16 protein-coding genes are annotated in these 15313 nt (G+C 72.3%); 6 read left to right on the forward strand and 10 right to left on the reverse strand.

What is annotated here, in order from left to right; translation table 11 throughout:
* Positions 1–115: 115 nt before the first annotated feature.
* Positions 116–1156, forward strand: a complete 1041-nt coding sequence (locus BJ999_RS39965; RefSeq protein WP_179838025.1) for a permease — start codon at positions 116–118, stop codon at positions 1154–1156.
* Positions 1153–1905, forward strand: coding sequence for a TIGR03943 family putative permease subunit (locus BJ999_RS39970; protein ID WP_179838026.1), 753 nt, complete (start codon positions 1153–1155; stop codon positions 1903–1905). Before BJ999_RS39965 ends, BJ999_RS39970 begins: the two co-directional genes overlap by 4 nt.
* A 61-nt stretch (positions 1906–1966) precedes the next feature.
* Here BJ999_RS39970 and BJ999_RS39975 read toward each other — a convergent pair whose 3' ends face one another.
* Together BJ999_RS39975 and BJ999_RS39980 are read right to left on the reverse strand one after the other, a co-directional pair.
* On the reverse strand, positions 1967–2887 hold the full coding sequence (locus BJ999_RS39975; RefSeq protein ID WP_179838027.1) for a glycoside hydrolase family 19 protein: 921 nt from the start codon (positions 2885–2887) through the stop codon (positions 1967–1969).
* Entirely contained in the window at positions 2887–3441 is a 555-nt protein-coding gene (locus BJ999_RS39980) for a lytic polysaccharide monooxygenase auxiliary activity family 9 protein (RefSeq protein ID WP_179838028.1), read from the reverse strand. Before BJ999_RS39980 ends, BJ999_RS39975 begins: the two co-directional genes overlap by 1 nt.
* A 541-nt stretch (positions 3442–3982) precedes the next feature.
* Between BJ999_RS39980 and BJ999_RS39985 the strand changes: the two genes are divergently transcribed.
* Positions 3983–5590, forward strand: a complete 1608-nt coding sequence (locus BJ999_RS39985; RefSeq protein ID WP_179838029.1) for a GMC family oxidoreductase — start codon at positions 3983–3985, stop codon at positions 5588–5590.
* Between the two features lie 72 nt (positions 5591–5662).
* Here the strand turns inward: BJ999_RS39985 and BJ999_RS39990 are convergent, their stop codons facing one another.
* From BJ999_RS39990 to BJ999_RS40000, 3 genes are read right to left on the reverse strand one after another with little or no spacing between them, the layout of a single operon-like run.
* The gene (locus BJ999_RS39990; RefSeq protein ID WP_179838030.1) at positions 5663–6094 is read right to left on the reverse strand and encodes a protein-tyrosine phosphatase family protein; all 432 of its coding nucleotides are present in this window, start codon (positions 6092–6094) and stop codon (positions 5663–5665) included.
* The gene (locus tag BJ999_RS39995) at positions 6091–6645 is read right to left on the reverse strand and encodes a CGNR zinc finger domain-containing protein (RefSeq protein WP_179838031.1); all 555 of its coding nucleotides are present in this window, start codon (positions 6643–6645) and stop codon (positions 6091–6093) included. The genes BJ999_RS39990 and BJ999_RS39995 overlap by 4 nt, the downstream gene beginning before the upstream one ends.
* 37 nt (positions 6646–6682) lie before the next feature.
* Positions 6683–9178: an ATP-dependent Clp protease ATP-binding subunit gene (locus BJ999_RS40000; protein WP_179838032.1), complete on the reverse strand. Its 2496-nt coding sequence runs from the start codon at positions 9176–9178 to the stop codon at positions 6683–6685.
* Between the two features lie 221 nt (positions 9179–9399).
* On the opposite strand from BJ999_RS40000, the gene BJ999_RS40005 reads away from it, so the two are divergent.
* The gene (locus BJ999_RS40005) at positions 9400–9864 is read left to right on the forward strand and encodes a nitroreductase family deazaflavin-dependent oxidoreductase (protein WP_179838033.1); all 465 of its coding nucleotides are present in this window, start codon (positions 9400–9402) and stop codon (positions 9862–9864) included.
* A 16-nt stretch (positions 9865–9880) separates the two neighbouring features.
* Here the strand turns inward: BJ999_RS40005 and BJ999_RS40010 are convergent, their stop codons facing one another.
* Entirely contained in the window at positions 9881–10306 is a 426-nt protein-coding gene (locus tag BJ999_RS40010; RefSeq protein ID WP_179839136.1) for a VOC family protein, read from the reverse strand.
* A gap of 164 nt (positions 10307–10470) precedes the next feature.
* The gene (locus BJ999_RS40015) at positions 10471–11130 is read right to left on the reverse strand and encodes a LysE family translocator (protein WP_179838034.1); all 660 of its coding nucleotides are present in this window, start codon (positions 11128–11130) and stop codon (positions 10471–10473) included.
* Positions 11131–11204: 74 nt separating this feature from the next.
* Here BJ999_RS40015 and BJ999_RS40020 point away from each other — a divergent pair, with 74 nt between their 5' ends.
* Positions 11205–12071 carry a LysR family transcriptional regulator gene (locus BJ999_RS40020; protein WP_179838035.1) on the forward strand — a complete coding sequence of 289 codons (867 nt, stop codon included), beginning with the start codon at positions 11205–11207 and terminating at the stop codon, positions 12069–12071.
* Between the two features lie 115 nt (positions 12072–12186).
* Here BJ999_RS40020 and BJ999_RS40025 read toward each other — a convergent pair whose 3' ends face one another.
* Positions 12187–13167: a threonine ammonia-lyase gene (locus BJ999_RS40025; RefSeq protein WP_179838036.1), complete on the reverse strand. Its 981-nt coding sequence runs from the start codon at positions 13165–13167 to the stop codon at positions 12187–12189.
* 82 nt (positions 13168–13249) lie between these two features.
* On the reverse strand, positions 13250–14023 hold the full coding sequence (locus BJ999_RS40030) for an SDR family oxidoreductase (protein ID WP_179838037.1): 774 nt from the start codon (positions 14021–14023) through the stop codon (positions 13250–13252).
* An 87-nt stretch (positions 14024–14110) separates the two neighbouring features.
* On the opposite strand from BJ999_RS40030, the gene BJ999_RS40035 reads away from it, so the two are divergent.
* A complete protein-coding gene (locus tag BJ999_RS40035) occupies positions 14111–14728 on the forward strand; it encodes a TetR/AcrR family transcriptional regulator (RefSeq protein WP_179838038.1) in 618 nt (205 codons plus the stop codon).
* A 52-nt stretch (positions 14729–14780) separates the two neighbouring features.
* Here BJ999_RS40035 and BJ999_RS40040 read toward each other — a convergent pair whose 3' ends face one another.
* Positions 14781–15284 (reverse strand): potassium channel family protein, encoded by a 504-nt coding sequence (locus tag BJ999_RS40040; protein ID WP_229810085.1) that lies wholly within the window; start codon positions 15282–15284, stop codon positions 14781–14783.
* Positions 15285–15313 lie beyond the last annotated feature (29 nt).

Consider the following 15313-nt stretch of genomic DNA (forward strand, 5'->3'; position numbering starts at 1 on the left):
CCGCGCGGCCATAGATCCCGGGCGCGCGTAGGTCCCGGCGGCCGGGAAGATCGGCGGGCGGGGCTGCCGGGCGGGGCTGTGGATCCGGGGCGTTGCGGGGGTGGGCTCTGGGACGATGGCCCGCATGACCGAACGCATCGGCCTGCGGGCGGCCGAGGAGGAGCTGCTTCCTCCGGCGGAGTGGGGACGCGGGCGGGGTGCGGCGTCCGGGGCGCGCGCGGCGTGGGCGTTCGGCGCGCTGGCGGCGGCGCTCGTGCTCGGCCGGGTGTGGGCGGCGCCGCGGATCGGCGCACGGGCCCTGGACGCCTGGGCAACGATCTTCGTCGCGGTGTGCGTCCAGGCGCTGCCCTTCCTGGTCTTCGGGGTCGCGCTGTCGGCCGCGATCACGGCGTTCGTCCCGGCGTCGGTGTGGCGGCGGGTGCTGCCGCGCCGGCCGGGGGCGGCGGTGCCGGTCGCGGGCGCGATGGGGGCGGTCCTGCCGGGGTGCGAGTGCGCGTCGGTACCGGTCGCGAGCGGGCTGATGGCGCGCGGAGTGGCGCCCGCCGCCGCGCTCACGTTCCTGCTCGCCGCTCCCGCGATCAACCCGATCGTCCTGGTCGCCACCGCGGTCGCCTTCCCGGGGAAGCCGGAGATGGTGGTGGGACGCTTCGCCGCATCGCTGCTGGTGGCGGTGCTGGCCGGGTGGGCGTGGCTGCTGCTGGGCAGGCGCGAATGGCTCAGGGTGCCGTCCCGTCCGCACGCGCACGGGGCGGCCGGACGCCTCGACGCGTTCCGGCAGGCCATGCGGCACGACATCATGCACGCCGGAGGGTTCCTGGTCGTCGGCGCCGCAGCGGCCGCGACCATCAACGCCGCGGTGCCCTCGGAGTGGGTCTCGTCGGCGGCGGGCAACGCCGTGGTGTCGGTCCTGCTCCTGGCCGTGCTGGCCGTGCTGATGTCCATCTGCTCGGAGGCCGACGCGTTCGTGGCGGCCAGCCTGTCGCAGTTCTCCACCACCGCGCGGCTGACGTTCCTTGTGGTCGGCCCGATGGTGGACCTGAAGCTGATCGCCTTGCAGGCGGGATTCTTCGGCCGGAGTTTCGCCGTCCGGTTCGTCCCGTTGACGTTCTGCCTGGCGGTGGGGGTCAGCGCGCTGGTGGGAGGGCTCCTCACGTGAGCAGGTCCGCGCAGAACCTGCTGCTGGTCCTGGTCGGCGGCGCGATGCTGTGGATCACGCTGGGCAGCGGCGAGTACGTCAACTACGTGCGGCCCGGGTTCCGCTATCCGCTGGTGGCCGCGGCGATCGCGCTGGTCGTGCTGGGTGCCGCCGGGCTGCGCCGGGAATGGCGCGACGCCGGCGACGCCGACCACGGGCACGGCGGGCACGGGCACGGCGGGCACGGGCACGGCGGGCACGGGCCGGGCGTGGCGTGGCTGCTCTGCCTGCCCGTGCTGGCGGTCTTCATCATCGCGCCGCCCGCGCTCGGCTCGTTCACCGCGGCACGCGGCACCGCTCGCGCCGCGCCGCCCTCGCCGCCCCCCGCCGAGGGCTTCGCCCCGCTGCCGAGGACGGGGGCGCCCGCCCCGATGAGCATGGGCGAGTTCATCGGACGCGCCTACGAGGCGCAGACGGGCGACCCCGCCTCGTTCGCCGGGGTCCCGGTGCGGTTGACGGGCTTCGTGAGCCCGCCGGCGAAGGGCGAGCGCGGCTGGCGCGTCACCCGGTTGAAGGTCGCGTGCTGCGCGGGGGACGCCATCCCGTTCCCCGTGATCGTGCGCGGCCTGCCGCGGCCGCCCGCCGACACGTGGGTGCGGGTCGAGGGGGTGTGGGAGCCGCCCGCGACCGGACGCCGGGCGACGGTCGTCCAGACGCTGCGCGGGCGGTCCCTCCAGCGGATCGGCAGGCCCGGCAACCCCTACGAGTGACCGGGCCCGCCGTCCCGGTCGCCACCATCAGGGGGTCGTGTCCGTCGGCGGGTCGGGGGGGTCAGCAGGTCAGGTTGCTTCCTGCGGGGACGCCGAGGATCTGGGTGAATCGCTGGTACGCGTTCACCCGGCTCTGCACCTGGGCCGGGTTCCGGCCGTCGCACTCCAGGGCGCCGTTGATGCTGCGGATCGTCTCGCCGAATCCGCGGCCGTTGACCATCGCACTGTGGCCGGTCATGGTGCCGGGGCCGTTCTGGGTCATCCAGTACCAGAGCCCGGTCCGCCACGAGACCGACGCGTCCCGCTCCACGAGCCACGGGTTGTTCAGCAGGTCGAGGCCGAGCGCGTCGCCCGCCGCCTTGTAGTTGAAGTTCCAGCTCAGCTGGATGGGACCGCGGCCGTAGTAGGCCGCCTGCCCCGCCGGGCATCCGTAGGGCCGGCTCGCGTCGCAGTAGTGCGGGTAGTTCCCGGTGTTCTGCTCGACGACGTAGACCAGCCCGCCGGTCTCGTGGTTGACGTTGGCCAGGAAGGCGGCCGCCTCCTGCTTCTTCACCGTGTCGCCTCCGGTGGTGGCGAACGCGGGGAAGGCCGCCATGGCCGCGGTCAGGCCGCTGTAGCTGTAGAACGAGTTGCGGCTCGGGAACATCTGGTTGAACTGCGACTCGCTCACCACGAAACCGCCCTGGCCGGGCGGATCGCCGGGGTCGGGCGACCCGCCGCCACAGGCCCCCTGGTCGGCCCACACGTCGGCCCGGCCCGGGGTCTCGTTCTGCGTCCACCACTTCGCCGACCAGTTGTGCCCGTTGTAGGACGCCGCGGCGCCGCCGGTGTAGACGGCGGAGGAGCTCCACGCCGCCGCGCAGTCCGCGGCGGAGGCCGACGCCATCGGCAGGACGGCCGACCATGTCCCCGCCGCGAGCAGGAGAGCACCCGTCAGCCGGGCGCCGAGCCGGGGGACGCGCCGCGCCTTGCGGGCCGGCATCACTGGACGTTCACGTCGACGCAGGCGTAGAAGGCGTTGGCCGTGTCGGCGATGTTCCAGATCGCCAGCACCTTCTGCCGGCCGGTGACGCCGCCGAGGTTGACCGAGTGCGAGACGGTGGCCGGAGGCTGCTGGTTGTTGCCGTCGACCACGGCGACGCGGCTACCGCCGACGTAGTACTCGTAGTTCGAGGTGCGGTGCCGGGCGGTGAACGTCCAGGTGAAGGTCACCGTCCGGCCGACGGTCGTGGCCCTCCAGCCCTTGCCGTCGTCGTCGAGCTCGGCGAACCGCGAGTTTCCGCCGCTGCAGCTGCGCAGGCCCTTCGGGCCCTCGACGCTCTGCGGCTCCCACTGGATGGAGCCGCACTGGACGATGTGCTGCGCGCACTGGGCCTGCCGGCTCATCGGCGCCGAGACGTAGCCGTGGGCCCAGGCCGAGGTCGCCGGGATCACCACGGCGACGAGGGGGGCGATTCCGACGCCCGCCGTGATGGCGGCGATCCTTCGCGAGCGGTTCGTGCGGGGGGTCTTCTTCGTGCGGGGGGTGGTTTCCATGCGGGGGTCCTTGCGTGATGGGGGTGGTCATCGGACGTCGTCGCGGCAGGGCCTGCCGCGGGGGAGCAGTCGACGAACGCGGGGGCGGGGCGCGGGAGCGGGGCATGGACACTCCATCAGATAGGAAACTTTCCTATCGGATTTAGGGAACGTTAACCCCGCGCACGATCGCGGGCAAGACTCCGCCGGAAACCGCCGAAACGGCATCGCACACGCACGGCCGGACCAGTGCAGGCAGGGAAGCGAACCAGCCGTTTACGGTCGGAAAATTCGGCACCATTCCCCGCAACCGCGCACGAACGGCAGGCGATATCTGCCAGGGGGAGGCGATCCATAAAAAGAGGCGGGGCGGGGGTGAGGTTCCGGTCACCGGGACACCCCTTGGAGGCCCGTCCCCGCCCTTCTACGATCGGGCCACCCATTTCTGTCGCCCGACCGGCGGGGACTCCCGCGTCCGGCCGGGACGGCGGCGCCGACAAGGGCCAGGCGCGGGCCCTCGTTAGCGGTCGCCTCGCTGCACGGCGTCCGCTGAGAGGAACACATGGACCGGAGCGCTGATTACGTCGTGGTGGGGGCCGGCAGCGCCGGCTGCGTGCTGGCCAAGCGGCTGGCCGAGTCCGGGGCGAGCGTCGTCCTGGTCGAGGCGGGCGGTCCGGACCGGACGCCGCTGGTCCGCAAGCCGGGGCTGATCGCCGTCTTCCACAACGTCCCGCAGCTGAAGAAGCGGCTGGACTGGGGCTTCTACAGCGCCCCGCAGAAGAGCGCGCTCGACCGGAAGATCCCGCAGGTCCGAGGACGCGTCCTCGGGGGCTCGGGGTCGATCAACGGGATGCTGTTCGTGCGCGGCCACCGCAAGAACTACGACGACTGGGCCGCCGAGGGCTGCACCGGATGGGGCTTCGACGACGTCCTCGACAGCTACCGGCGGATGGAGAACTGGGAGGACGGCGCGTCCGACCTGCGCGGTGCGGGCGGCCCCATCCAGGTGACCCGGCAGCGGGACCTCACGCCCGCCTCCGAAGCGTTCATCGAGGCGGTCGCCCAGACGGCGGGCGTCAAGCGCAACGACGACTACAACGGCGCCGAGCAGGAGGGCGTGGGGATCTTCCAGCAGAGCGTCGCGGACGGCCTGCGCTACAGCTCGTCCGTGGGCTACCTGGACGACCACGGCCTGCCGAACCTGACGGTCCTGACGAACGTGACCGTGCAACGGGTCGTGATCGACAAGGGGCGGGCCACGGGCGTCGAGGTCGCCGGGAAGAAGGGCACGGCGACGATCCGGGCATCCCAGGAGGTCGTCCTGTCAGCGGGGGCGTTCGGTTCTCCGCACCTGCTGATGCTGTCCGGCGTGGGCCCGGCCGGCCACCTGAGGGACCACGGCGTCGAGGTGCGCGCCGACCTCCCGGTGGGCGACAACCTGCACGACCACATGTTCGTGCCGATGACGTTCGTCATGGACACGGCCCGCCACAGGGGCACCGCGCCCTACTTCGCCAGGGGCGTCGCCAAGGAGTGGACGAGGGGCGGGACGTGGGTGGCCCGCAGCGTGTTCGAGGCGGTCGGCTTCGTCCGCAGCGGGCAGGCGGGCGACGTGCCCGACATCCAGTTGCACGCGTTGCCGTGGTCGTACCCGTTCCCGAACCAGGACGCGCCGGTGCGGCACGCCGTCGACAAGCGGTCCGCACTCACGATCATGCCGACGCTGATCTATCCGAAGAGCCGCGGCACGGTCCGGCTGGGGTCGGCGGACCCGTCCGCCGCACCGATCATCGACCCCGGCTACCTCACCGAGCCCGACGACGCCCGGCTGCTGCTGGACGGCATCGAGCTCGTCCGCGAGGTGATGGCCAACCAGATCATCGCCGGGGACGTCAAGGAGGAGCTGTCCCCCGGGCCGCAGTTCCCCGACCGCAAGGCCCTGGCCAGGGAGCTGCCGAACCGCGCGACGACCGTCTACCACCCCGTCGGATCGTGCCGGATGGGCTCCGACGAGCGGGCCGTCGTCGACCCCGAACTGCGCGTGCGCGGCATCGAGGCGCTCCGCGTGGCGGACGCCTCGATCATGCCGACCATCATCGGCGGCAACACCAACGCCCCCAGCATGATGATCGGCGAACACGCCGCACACCTGATCCTCGGGCGAGGCTGACCACGCGGGAGGCCGAGTCCTGCGCGGGGTCCGGCCTCGGGGTGGGTGCGTTGTCGGGCCGGGCTCCGTGGGTCAGGTTGGGAAGTGGGTCACCCAGCGGCGTTGCCAGGGGGTTTCGACGGCGCGCGGATGGTGGTGCTCGCGCGCCCAGGCGACGGCCTCGGACGGTGCCACTCCCGACAGGACGGCCAGGCAGGCGATGACCGTGCCGGTGCGGCCGACGCCGCCTCCGCAGGCGACTTCGACGGCGGCGCCGGAGCGGGCCCGCTCGTGCAGGGCGCGGATCTGCCGGACGGCCTCGTCCCGGTCTCGGGGCAGCAGGAAGTCCGGCCAGTCGATCCACGCGGACGGCCAGCTCAGCCGCGGCTCGTGCCTGCGGCGGAGGCGGCCGGAGCCCAGGTAGAGCCCGAAGTCGGGGGCAGGGCCGTCCGGTGGCGGGTTCCGCAGGCCGCGTCCCCGGATCAGGGTCCCGTCCGGAAGCCGGAGCGCGCCGGTGAGCGTCATCGGGCCACCGCCCGGCGGCGCGCACGGTGGTTGGCGACGTTGAGCCTGTTTCCGCACAGCTCCGGCATGCAGTAGCGGCGGCGTCCGGCACGGCTGGCGTCGGCGAACACGCCGCCGCACCCGGGGGCGGCGCACGGGCGGAAACGGGCGTGGCCGAGGGCCCGGACGAGGCTGAGCAGAGCGACGCCGACGAGGGCGGCCACCTCCCCGACGAGGGAGGCGTCCCGGGCCGTCGGGACGTACCACTGCCACCGGCCGGACGGATCGCGGCGCAGCACGGGCGCGAGCCCGGCGTGCCCGGCCAGCAGCGCCGCGCGCTCCACCGCCTCGTCCTCGGTCCCGGACTCCATGACGGAGCGCACTTCGCCGCGCAGGAAACGGACCTTCTCGACATCCTCGGCGGTCGGCACAGCGACGTCGTACGCCGCGAGCAGGCCGGCCAGGGCGGCGGGCCCGGAGAGCCCCTCGCCCCCCCGCACGCCCGGCGACGTGCTGACGAGATCGTTCGCGACCTCGACACCCGCCGCGTAGTCGGCCATCGGGATGAGCACATGTCCTCCTGTAAGGTTTATAGGAGGACTGTAACTCTTACTTCGTGGCGACGTCGAACTGGAGGCCGCCGTTCACCGCGGACACGTCGACGTGCTCGCCGGGCCGCAGATCGCCGGAGAGCAGCAGGTCGGAGAGCTGGTCGTCCACCTCGCGCTGGATCGTGCGGCGCAGCGGCCGGGCACCGAACTCGGGCTGGTAGCCGCGCGCGGCGAGCCAGTCCACGGCCTCGGTGCTGAAGGTCACGGAGACGTCCTGGGCGCGCAGGCGGCGGCGCGTCTCGTCCAGCAGCAGGTCGGTGATCTGGCGGAGCTGGCCCGGCTCCAGCCGCCGGAAGACGATGATCTCGTCGATCCGGTTGAGGAACTCGGGCCGGAACGACTCGCGCAGCCGCCGCATGATCCGATCGCGCAGCCCGCCGCCCTCGCCGGACATGCCGAAGCCGATCTCGGTCGTGCCGGTGATCAGTTCCGAGCCGAGGTTGCTCGTCATGATCACGACGGTGTTGCGGAAGTCGACGGTGCGGCCCTGCGCGTCGGTGAGGCGGCCGTCGTCGAGAAGCTGGAGCAGGACGTTGAACACGTCCTGGTGCGCCTTCTCGATCTCGTCCAGCAGGATCACCGAGTACGGCTGGCGGCGGGCGGCGTCGGTGAGCTGCCCCGCCTCCTCGTAGCCGACATATCCGGGTGGCGCGCCCATCAGACGGCTGACGGTGTGCCGCTCCTGGAACTCGCTCATGTCGAACCGGATCATCCGGTCCCGGCTGCCGAACAGGGCCTCCGCCAGCGCCTTCGCCAGCTCGGTCTTGCCGACGCCGGTCGGGCCGAGGAACAGGAACCCGCCGATGGGCCGGTCCGGGTCGCCCATCCCGGCGCGGGACCGCCGGACGGCCCGCGCCACCGCCGCGACCGCGTCCTCCTGCCCGATCACGCGCTCGTGCAGGTGGCCCTCCAGGTTCGACAGGCGCTCCCGCTCGGCCTGGGTGAGCTGGGTGACGGGGACGCCGGAGATCCGGGAGACGACCTCGGCGACGTCCTCCGTGGTCACCTCCGGGACCTTGGCCGGCCCGCCGTTCCCGCGCGTCTCGGTGATGTCCTTCTCCAGCCGGGCGACCTCGTCGCGCAGCTCGGAGGCCCGCTCGTAGTCCTCGTCGGCGACGGCCTGGTCCTTCTCGCGGCACCGCTGGTCGAGGCGCTGCTCCAGCTCGCGGCGCCCGCCGTCCCGCGCACTGCGCAGCCGGACGCGCGCGCCCGCCTGGTCGATGAGGTCGATCGCCTTGTCCGGCAGGAACCGGTCGGTCAGGTAGCGGCTGGACAGGTCGACGGCCGCGACGAGCGCCTCGTCGGTGAAGCGCACCTGGTGGTGCGCCTCGTACCGGTCGCGCAGGCCGCGCAGGATCTCGATGCTGTCGTCCGTGCTCGGCTCCGGCACGAGGATCGGCTGGAACCGCCGCTCCAGCGCCGCGTCCTTCTCGATGTTGCGGCGGTACTCGTCGATCGTGGTGGCGCCCACCACGTGCAGCTCGCCGCGGGCGAGCGGGGGCTTCAGCATGTTCCCCGCCGACATCGCGCCCTCAGCGCTGCCCGCGCCCACGATCGTGTGGATCTCGTCGATGAACACGACCAGGCCGTCGGCGTGCTCGCGGATCTCGTCCACGAGCTTCTTCAGCCGCTCCTCGAAGTCGCCCCGGTACCGGGTGCCCGCGACGACGCCGCCGAGGTCGATCTGGACGATGCGCTTGCCGCGCAGCGTCTCGGGGACCTCGTCGTCCACGATCCGCTGCGCCAGCCCCTCGGCGATCGCGGTCTTGCCGACCCCCGGGTCACCGATCAGCACCGGATTGTTCTTGGTGCGCCGCGAGAGGACCTCGACCGTCTCCTCGATCTGGTCCTCGCGCCCGATGACCGGGTCGATGCGTCCCTCACGGGCGAGGGCGGTCAGGTCGCGTCCGAACTCGTCCAGCGTCGGCGTCCCGCTCTGCTGCCCGCCGCCGCCGGGCGGCGGCTGCCCGGAACCTCCGCCGGGCGCCGCCTGCTGCAGCGAGTCGGGCGTCACGTGCTCGTGGTCGAGGATCCGCCCGGCGCTCGACCCGCGGTCCAGCGCCAGCGCGAACAGCAGGTGCTCGGGCCCGATGTAGGACGACCCGAGCGCCCGCGACACCTGGTGCGAGTCGAGCAGCGCCCGCTTGGCGGAAGGGGTCAGCTCGGGCGGGACGTCGCGGGGCTCGCCGCGCCGCGCATGGTCCTCGATCTCATCCCGGATCTTGTCCGGGTCCGCGCCGGCCCGCGCCATCCACTGCCGCGTCCCGTGCTGCCGGGTCGCCGCCCACAGCAGGTGGTCGGTGTCCAGATCGTCGCTGCCCCACTGCGCCGCCTGCGCGGCCGCGTCCCGCACCAGCTCCCGCGCGGGCTCGCTCATCAGCCGCGCGATGCTGATCCGCTCCATGGGCCGCCGGTGCGCCCGCGCCCCGAAGAAGCGGGCGAGCATCTCCTCGAATGGGTCCATTCCCCCTGGCCCGTACCATCCCGCGGTCATCTCCGAAAACCCCCCGGTAGTCGAAGGACACGTCACAACGACGGACATCCCCCTCCTCATGGCATGCCCCAGAAAACCCCCACGCCAACCGTCCCGCGGCATGGCTCGCCTGTCTTCGGCGCGACGGACGGCGGACCGGTCAGGAATCGAGAAGCGCCCTTGACCGGGCCGCGCCTAGCGTGAGGACAACGGATACCAGTACGGCCGACCGGAGGCAGGCGATGGCACAGAATCAGCAGGTGAAGGCGCACAGGAGCGGCAGGCCCGGGGCGGTGTCGCGGTGGATGCAGCAGACGATGAACGCCCGCATGATGCGCAAGATCCGGCGCGGCCGCGCGACGTTCATGGGGATGCACGTCCTGATCCTGAACACGGTGGGCCACCGGAGCAGACGGCCGCGCGAGACGCCCGTGTCGTGGTTCCCCGGCGGCGACGACGCCTGGCTGATCGTCGCGTCCGGCGGCGGGAGCCAGGACCCGGACTGGTACGTCAACCTGATGGCGCACCCCGAGCAGGCGGCGATCGAGCTGGCCGGCGGCGACGCCGTGCCGGTGGCGCCGCACCGGCTCGACGGCGCCGACCGCGAGGAGGCGTGGGAGCGCATCACCGCCGCCCAGCCCCGTTACGCGAAATACCAGGGCAAGTCGGACCGCCGGTTTCCCGTCGTCCGCCTCACCCGCCGCTGACCCGCCGGGCCGGCCTTCACTTCAGCGGCTCGGCCAGGGCGACGATGATGTTCGCCGGGCCGCGGAGGTAGCAGAGCCGGTAGACGTCCTCGTACTGCTCCACCTTGCCGACGAGTTCGGCGCCGTGGCTTCGCAGGCGGGCGACGATGTCATCGAGGTCATCGACGGTGAACATGACGCTGCGCAGGCCCAGCATGTTCGGCGGCGCGACCTCAGGGTCGCCGGCGATCACTGCCGGCGACCGGAACTTCGTCAGCTCAAGCCGGCCCTGGCCGTCCGGCGTCTTCATCATCGCGATGTCGACCTTGATGTCGTCGATCGCGTTGATGCTGTCGACCACGGGACCCTCGATCGGCGCCCTGCCCTCCAGCTCCATGCCGAGTTCGGTGAAGTAGGCGATGGCGGCCTCGAGGTCGTCGACGACGACGCTGACGTGGTCCATGCGTTGGATGGCCATGTGATTCTCCTCGGTGTGTTCGCAGGTGCAGGACACGGACGGTGCAGCTCCGGGCCGCATCGGTGGTGCCTGGTCTTGTGATGTCGTGATGATGCCGGTCGGCGGGACGCCGCCGACGGCCGCGGATCGGCCCTCTGGCCGCGGGCCGGTCAGGAGGACTGGCGCGCGGTGGCCAGTTTGACCGCGAACCCGATCAGCAGCACGCCGGTGACACGCTCGATCCCCGCCTTCACCCGAGGACGGCGAAGCAACCGTCCGAACCCGTCGACCACGGCGACGTACAGGCCGAACCAGACCAGGTAGAGCAGCGCGAACACCGCCGACAGCAGCAGCGCCCGGCCGCGCGCGGCGCCCGCCGACTCGGCCGACAGGAACTGCGGCAGGAACGTCACGAAGAACAGCGCGACCTTCGGGTTCAGCGCGTTGCTCAGGAACCCCTGCCCCAGCGCCGACATCGGCCGCCGCCGTGGTCGTCCTGGCCGCCCGGCCCGCTCGACCGGTGCCGCTTCCGGTTCACGGCGCGAGCGGGCGGCCGAGCGCAGGGTCTGCACGGCCATCCACAGCAGGTACGCGGCTCCGACGATCTTCAGAGCGGCGAAGGCGGTCGCCGAGGCGAGCAGCAGCGCGGACAGCCCGAGCGCGGCGGCGCCGGCGTGCACCGCCAGCCCGGCCACTCCGCCGACCGTCGTCAGCAGCCCGGCCGCCCGGCCCCCGGCGAGCGTGCTGCGGGTGACGAGGGCCTGGTCGGGCCCCGGAATCATGATCAGCACGAGCGCCGCGAGGGCGAAGGTCAGGATCGAGCTCTGCATGCCGTCCAGCCTGACGGCTCTCGACTCATCACGTCCAATGCCTATGATCATTGGATTCCATAGACGGAGTGAATATGTTGGACCTCGTCCGCCTGCGTGTGCTCGCCGCCGTGGCCCGCACCGGCTCGATCACCGCGGCGGCCAGGGATCTGCACTACACGCAGCCGTCGGTGAGCCACCACATCGCGCGGCTGGAGAAGGAGACCGGGGCCGCGCTGCTGCAGCGCGTCGGCCGCGGGGTCCGCCTCACGCCGACCGGTGAACTGCTGGCCGAACGCGCCATGGAGATCATCGGCAGGGTCGACGCCGCCGCGGCCGAACTGTCGGCCCACGTCGGCCTGAGCGCGGGCAAGGTCAGGCTCGCGGGCTTCTCCTCGGCCATGTGCACGCTCGTCCCGGCCGCCGCGACCACCCTCGCGGCCACCCACCCGGGCCTGGAACTGGGCCTCACCGACACGCACCCGCCCGAGGCGCTACGGCTCCTGCGCGCCGGCAGGGCCGACGTCGCGGTCGTCTTCCGCTACGACGAGTCGCCGTCCGAGGAACCCGGGATCCGGCTGCACCACCTGCTCGACGACCCCACCTACCTGGTCACGCCGGGGCCGTCCGGACCTCAGACCCTGGAGGCGCACCGCGACGCGCGCTGGATCGCCGGCTGCGATCGCTGCCGTGGCCACCTGCTGGACCTGTGCGCCGGAGTCGGCTTCGCGCCGGACATCGCCTACAGCACCGACGACATGGTGGTGATGCAGTCTCTGGTGGCGGCCGGGCTGGGCGTCACCACCCTGCCGGGCCTGGCGCTCCGGGCCCACCGCGGCACCGGCGTCGAGGCGACCGAGATCCCCGCCTCGACCCGTCGCGTCTACGCGGCCACCTACGGCGAGCCGCCCGACCCACCGGCCACGACGGCCCTGCTGGCGGCCCTACGCCAGGCCGCGTGACCTGGCCGTCCGCTCCAGGGTCCCGGCCTTCACCCGCTCGACCAGCCTCCGAAAGGCATCCCGCGCAGTCATCGGCAGACCGCAGGGCCGAAGACCGGAACAGGTGAGCGCGTCCTCAAGGCTTGTGGTCGAGGCCCATGCCGACCCAGCGGCGGTAGGAGCCCGCGTCGACGTTGCCGCCGCACACGATGGTGACGACGTGCCGGTCCGCGAAGCGGGCGCGGTCTTCGAGGATCGCCGCGATGCCGAGGGCGGCCGACGGCTCGACGACGAGGCCGGCCCGGTCGAGGAGCAGCCCCATACCGGCGATGATCGACGCCTCCTCGACCAGGACGGCGTCGTCGGCGACCAGGAGGAGGTCGTCCAGGACTTCCGGGATGGGGCGTCGTCCGGCGACGCCGTCAGCGATGGTGTCGGTCGATTCGGTGGTGACCACGCGCTGCCGGCGCCAGGAGCGTGTCATCGCCGGCGCGCCCGACGGCTGGACGCAGATCACTTCGGCCCCGGGCGCGAACGTCTTGAGCACGTGGCCCACACCGGTGGCCATCGCCCCGCCGCCGAGCGCGATCAGGACGGCGTCGAACGCCGGTGCGGAGTCGAGCAGTTCCAGCCCGATGGTCGCCGCGCCCTCGCAGGTCTCGATGTCCAGGCTGTCCTCGACCAGCCGGACGCCCTCGTGGCCCGCGATGGCCACCGCCCGCTCGCGCGCCATCTCGAAGTCGCCGTCCACCAGTTCCAGCCTGGCGTCCAACGCGCGGATGCGATCGAGCTTGGTCGCGGGCGCGAAGCGGGACGCGACGACGGTGACGTCGAGCCCCCGGCCGCGCCCGGACCAGGCGAGGGCCTGACCGAGGTTGCCCGCGCTGGCGCACACCGCCGCTCGCGGACCGTTCTCGGCGAGCAGCCCGGCGACGAGCTCGGTGCCGCGCCCCTTGAAGCTGCGGACCGGATTCGCCGTCTCCAGTTTGATGCTCACCGCGCACCCGAGGACGGGCTCCAGCGCCTCGCAGCGATACAGCGGAGTGTCGAGGAAGACCGGGGCGATCATCCGGCGGGCCGCCCGGATCCGAGCAGTGTCGAGGCGCGTCTCCAGCACGACACAGCAGCCTAGCCCGGACGGCCCCTGACAAAGGCCGCGCCGGGGGCCATACCCTGCCGCGCCCGGCGCCCCGGAAGGCTCACAACCCGGAACCGCCCGTCGCGTCGATCACCCGTCCGGTCACCCAGCGCGCGTCGTCCGAGGCGAGGAAGGCCACGATGTCGGCCACGTCCTCCGGCCGCCCGACCCGGCCGAGCGCGGCCAGGGACGCGGCGTGGGCTTCGGCCTGCGGGTTTCCACGCAGCCAGCCCGCGTTGACGTCGGTGTCGATGATGCCGGGCGCCACCGAGTTCGCCGTGATGCCCCGGGGGCCCAGTTCCTTGGCGAGGTTGAGGGTGAAGGTGTCGAGCGCGCCCTTGGTGGCGCCGTAGGCGATGATCTCCGGCATGGCGAGGCGGGCCGCACCGCTGGAGATGTTGATGATCCGGCCTCCGTCGCGCAGCCGTCGCAGCCCGTGCTGGACGATGAAGAACGGTGCGCGGACGTTCACGGCGAAGACCTCGTCGAAACCGTCCTCGGTCAACGACGCAAGATCATGACTGCGGCCGATGCCGGCGTTGTTGACGATGATGTCGACGCCCCCGCCGGGCGCGTACTCGTCCGCATGGGCGTCGAAGGCCGCCCACAGGCGGGCCGCGTCACCGTGGTGCCCCAGCTCCGCCTGCAAGGCGAAGGCCCGGCCGCCGTCCTTGCGGATGCGCTCGACGACCTCGTTCGCGGCCGTCTCGTCGCGCGCGTAGGCGACGGCGACGGTGGCCCCGTCCCGGCCCAGACGTTGGGCGATGGCCCGTCCGATGCCACGGCCGGCGCCGGTGACCAGCGCGACCTTCCCCTCAAGAGCACGTGCGTCCATGGGCTGTGACCACTCCTCAAATTTTTGAGCGATGACTCAAGAAATACGGTAGCACGCCTTCTTGAGCGTTCGTTCTAGAATGTGGGGGTGGGTGACACACGGGCGAAGCGAGGGCGGCCCAGGGCGTTCGACCGCGACGCGGCACTGACCGCGGCCACACGGCTGTTCTGGGAACGCGGCTACGAGGCCACCTCCGTCGGCGAGCTGACCGAGGCGATGGACATCAGACCCGGCAGCCTCTACGCGGCCTTCGGGGACAAGAAATCACTGTTCAGGGAGGTGGTGCACAGCTATGGGCGCTCCCCCGTGGGCGCCTTCATGGGCGTCGCCCTCGATGAGGAGCCCACCGCGCAGGGCGCGTTCGCCCGCATTCTGCGCGAGGCTGCCGTCGTCTACACCGACCCGGCGCACCCGGCCGGATGCCTGACGATCAGCGCGGCCACCAACGTCACCCCGCAGGACGCCGAGGTGGCGGCATTCCTCCGCGATCTGCGGAACAGGAACCTGGACGTCTTCCAAGCCCGCCTTGAGACGGCACGACAGGCCGGCGAACTGCCCTCCACGGCGAACCCCCGCGCCATGGCCGCGTACTTCGCCGCCGTCATCCAGGGCATGTCGCAACGCGCCTGCGATGGAGCCACGGCGACCGAGCTGACCGAAACCGCCGAACTGGCCCTCGCCGCGTGGCCCGCGCCACGCGGTTGACCGACGCTCCACCGAAGCCGACCAACCGAACGCGTCGGCGGCGCGGATGCCCTCAGCCGCCTTCGCCACCGTCGGAGGGTTCGCCGGCCTTGCGTTCGACGCCCCGGCGCATCGCCTCCAGGAAGACCTTGGCCACGACGCCCAGGAAGACCAGGTCGCCGAGCATCTGCACGACCGTGAGGGCGCGGGCCGTCTGCGAGATCGGGACGATGTCACTGAAACCGACCGACGTGAAGATCGTGATGGTGAGGAACAGGGCGTCGACGTGCGTCAGCGGCTCGGAGAAGCCGGGCGGGGTGTCATGGCTCATCAGGAGGTAGCCGGAGGCGAAGAGCAGGAGGAACAACGCGACGGTCGTCCCCAGAGCCTCGATCGCGCGGAGCCTCGGGGAGCGCGAGCGCGCGATCGACCTCGCCTGCCATGTGGCGAGCGTTCCCAGCGCGAACAGCGCCACGGTCAGCCCGACGCCGGTCAGCGTCGTGAACGGCCTGTTCAAGGGAGCCGTGAAGTACACGATGATGAGAGCCACCGTGGTCAGCGTCGTGCGCAGGGTCACCCTGACCAAGGGCCGGACGCGGGCTCTTC

Source organism: Actinomadura citrea, from assembly GCF_013409045.1.
GTDB classification, from domain to species: domain Bacteria; phylum Actinomycetota; class Actinomycetes; order Streptosporangiales; family Streptosporangiaceae; genus Spirillospora; species Spirillospora citrea.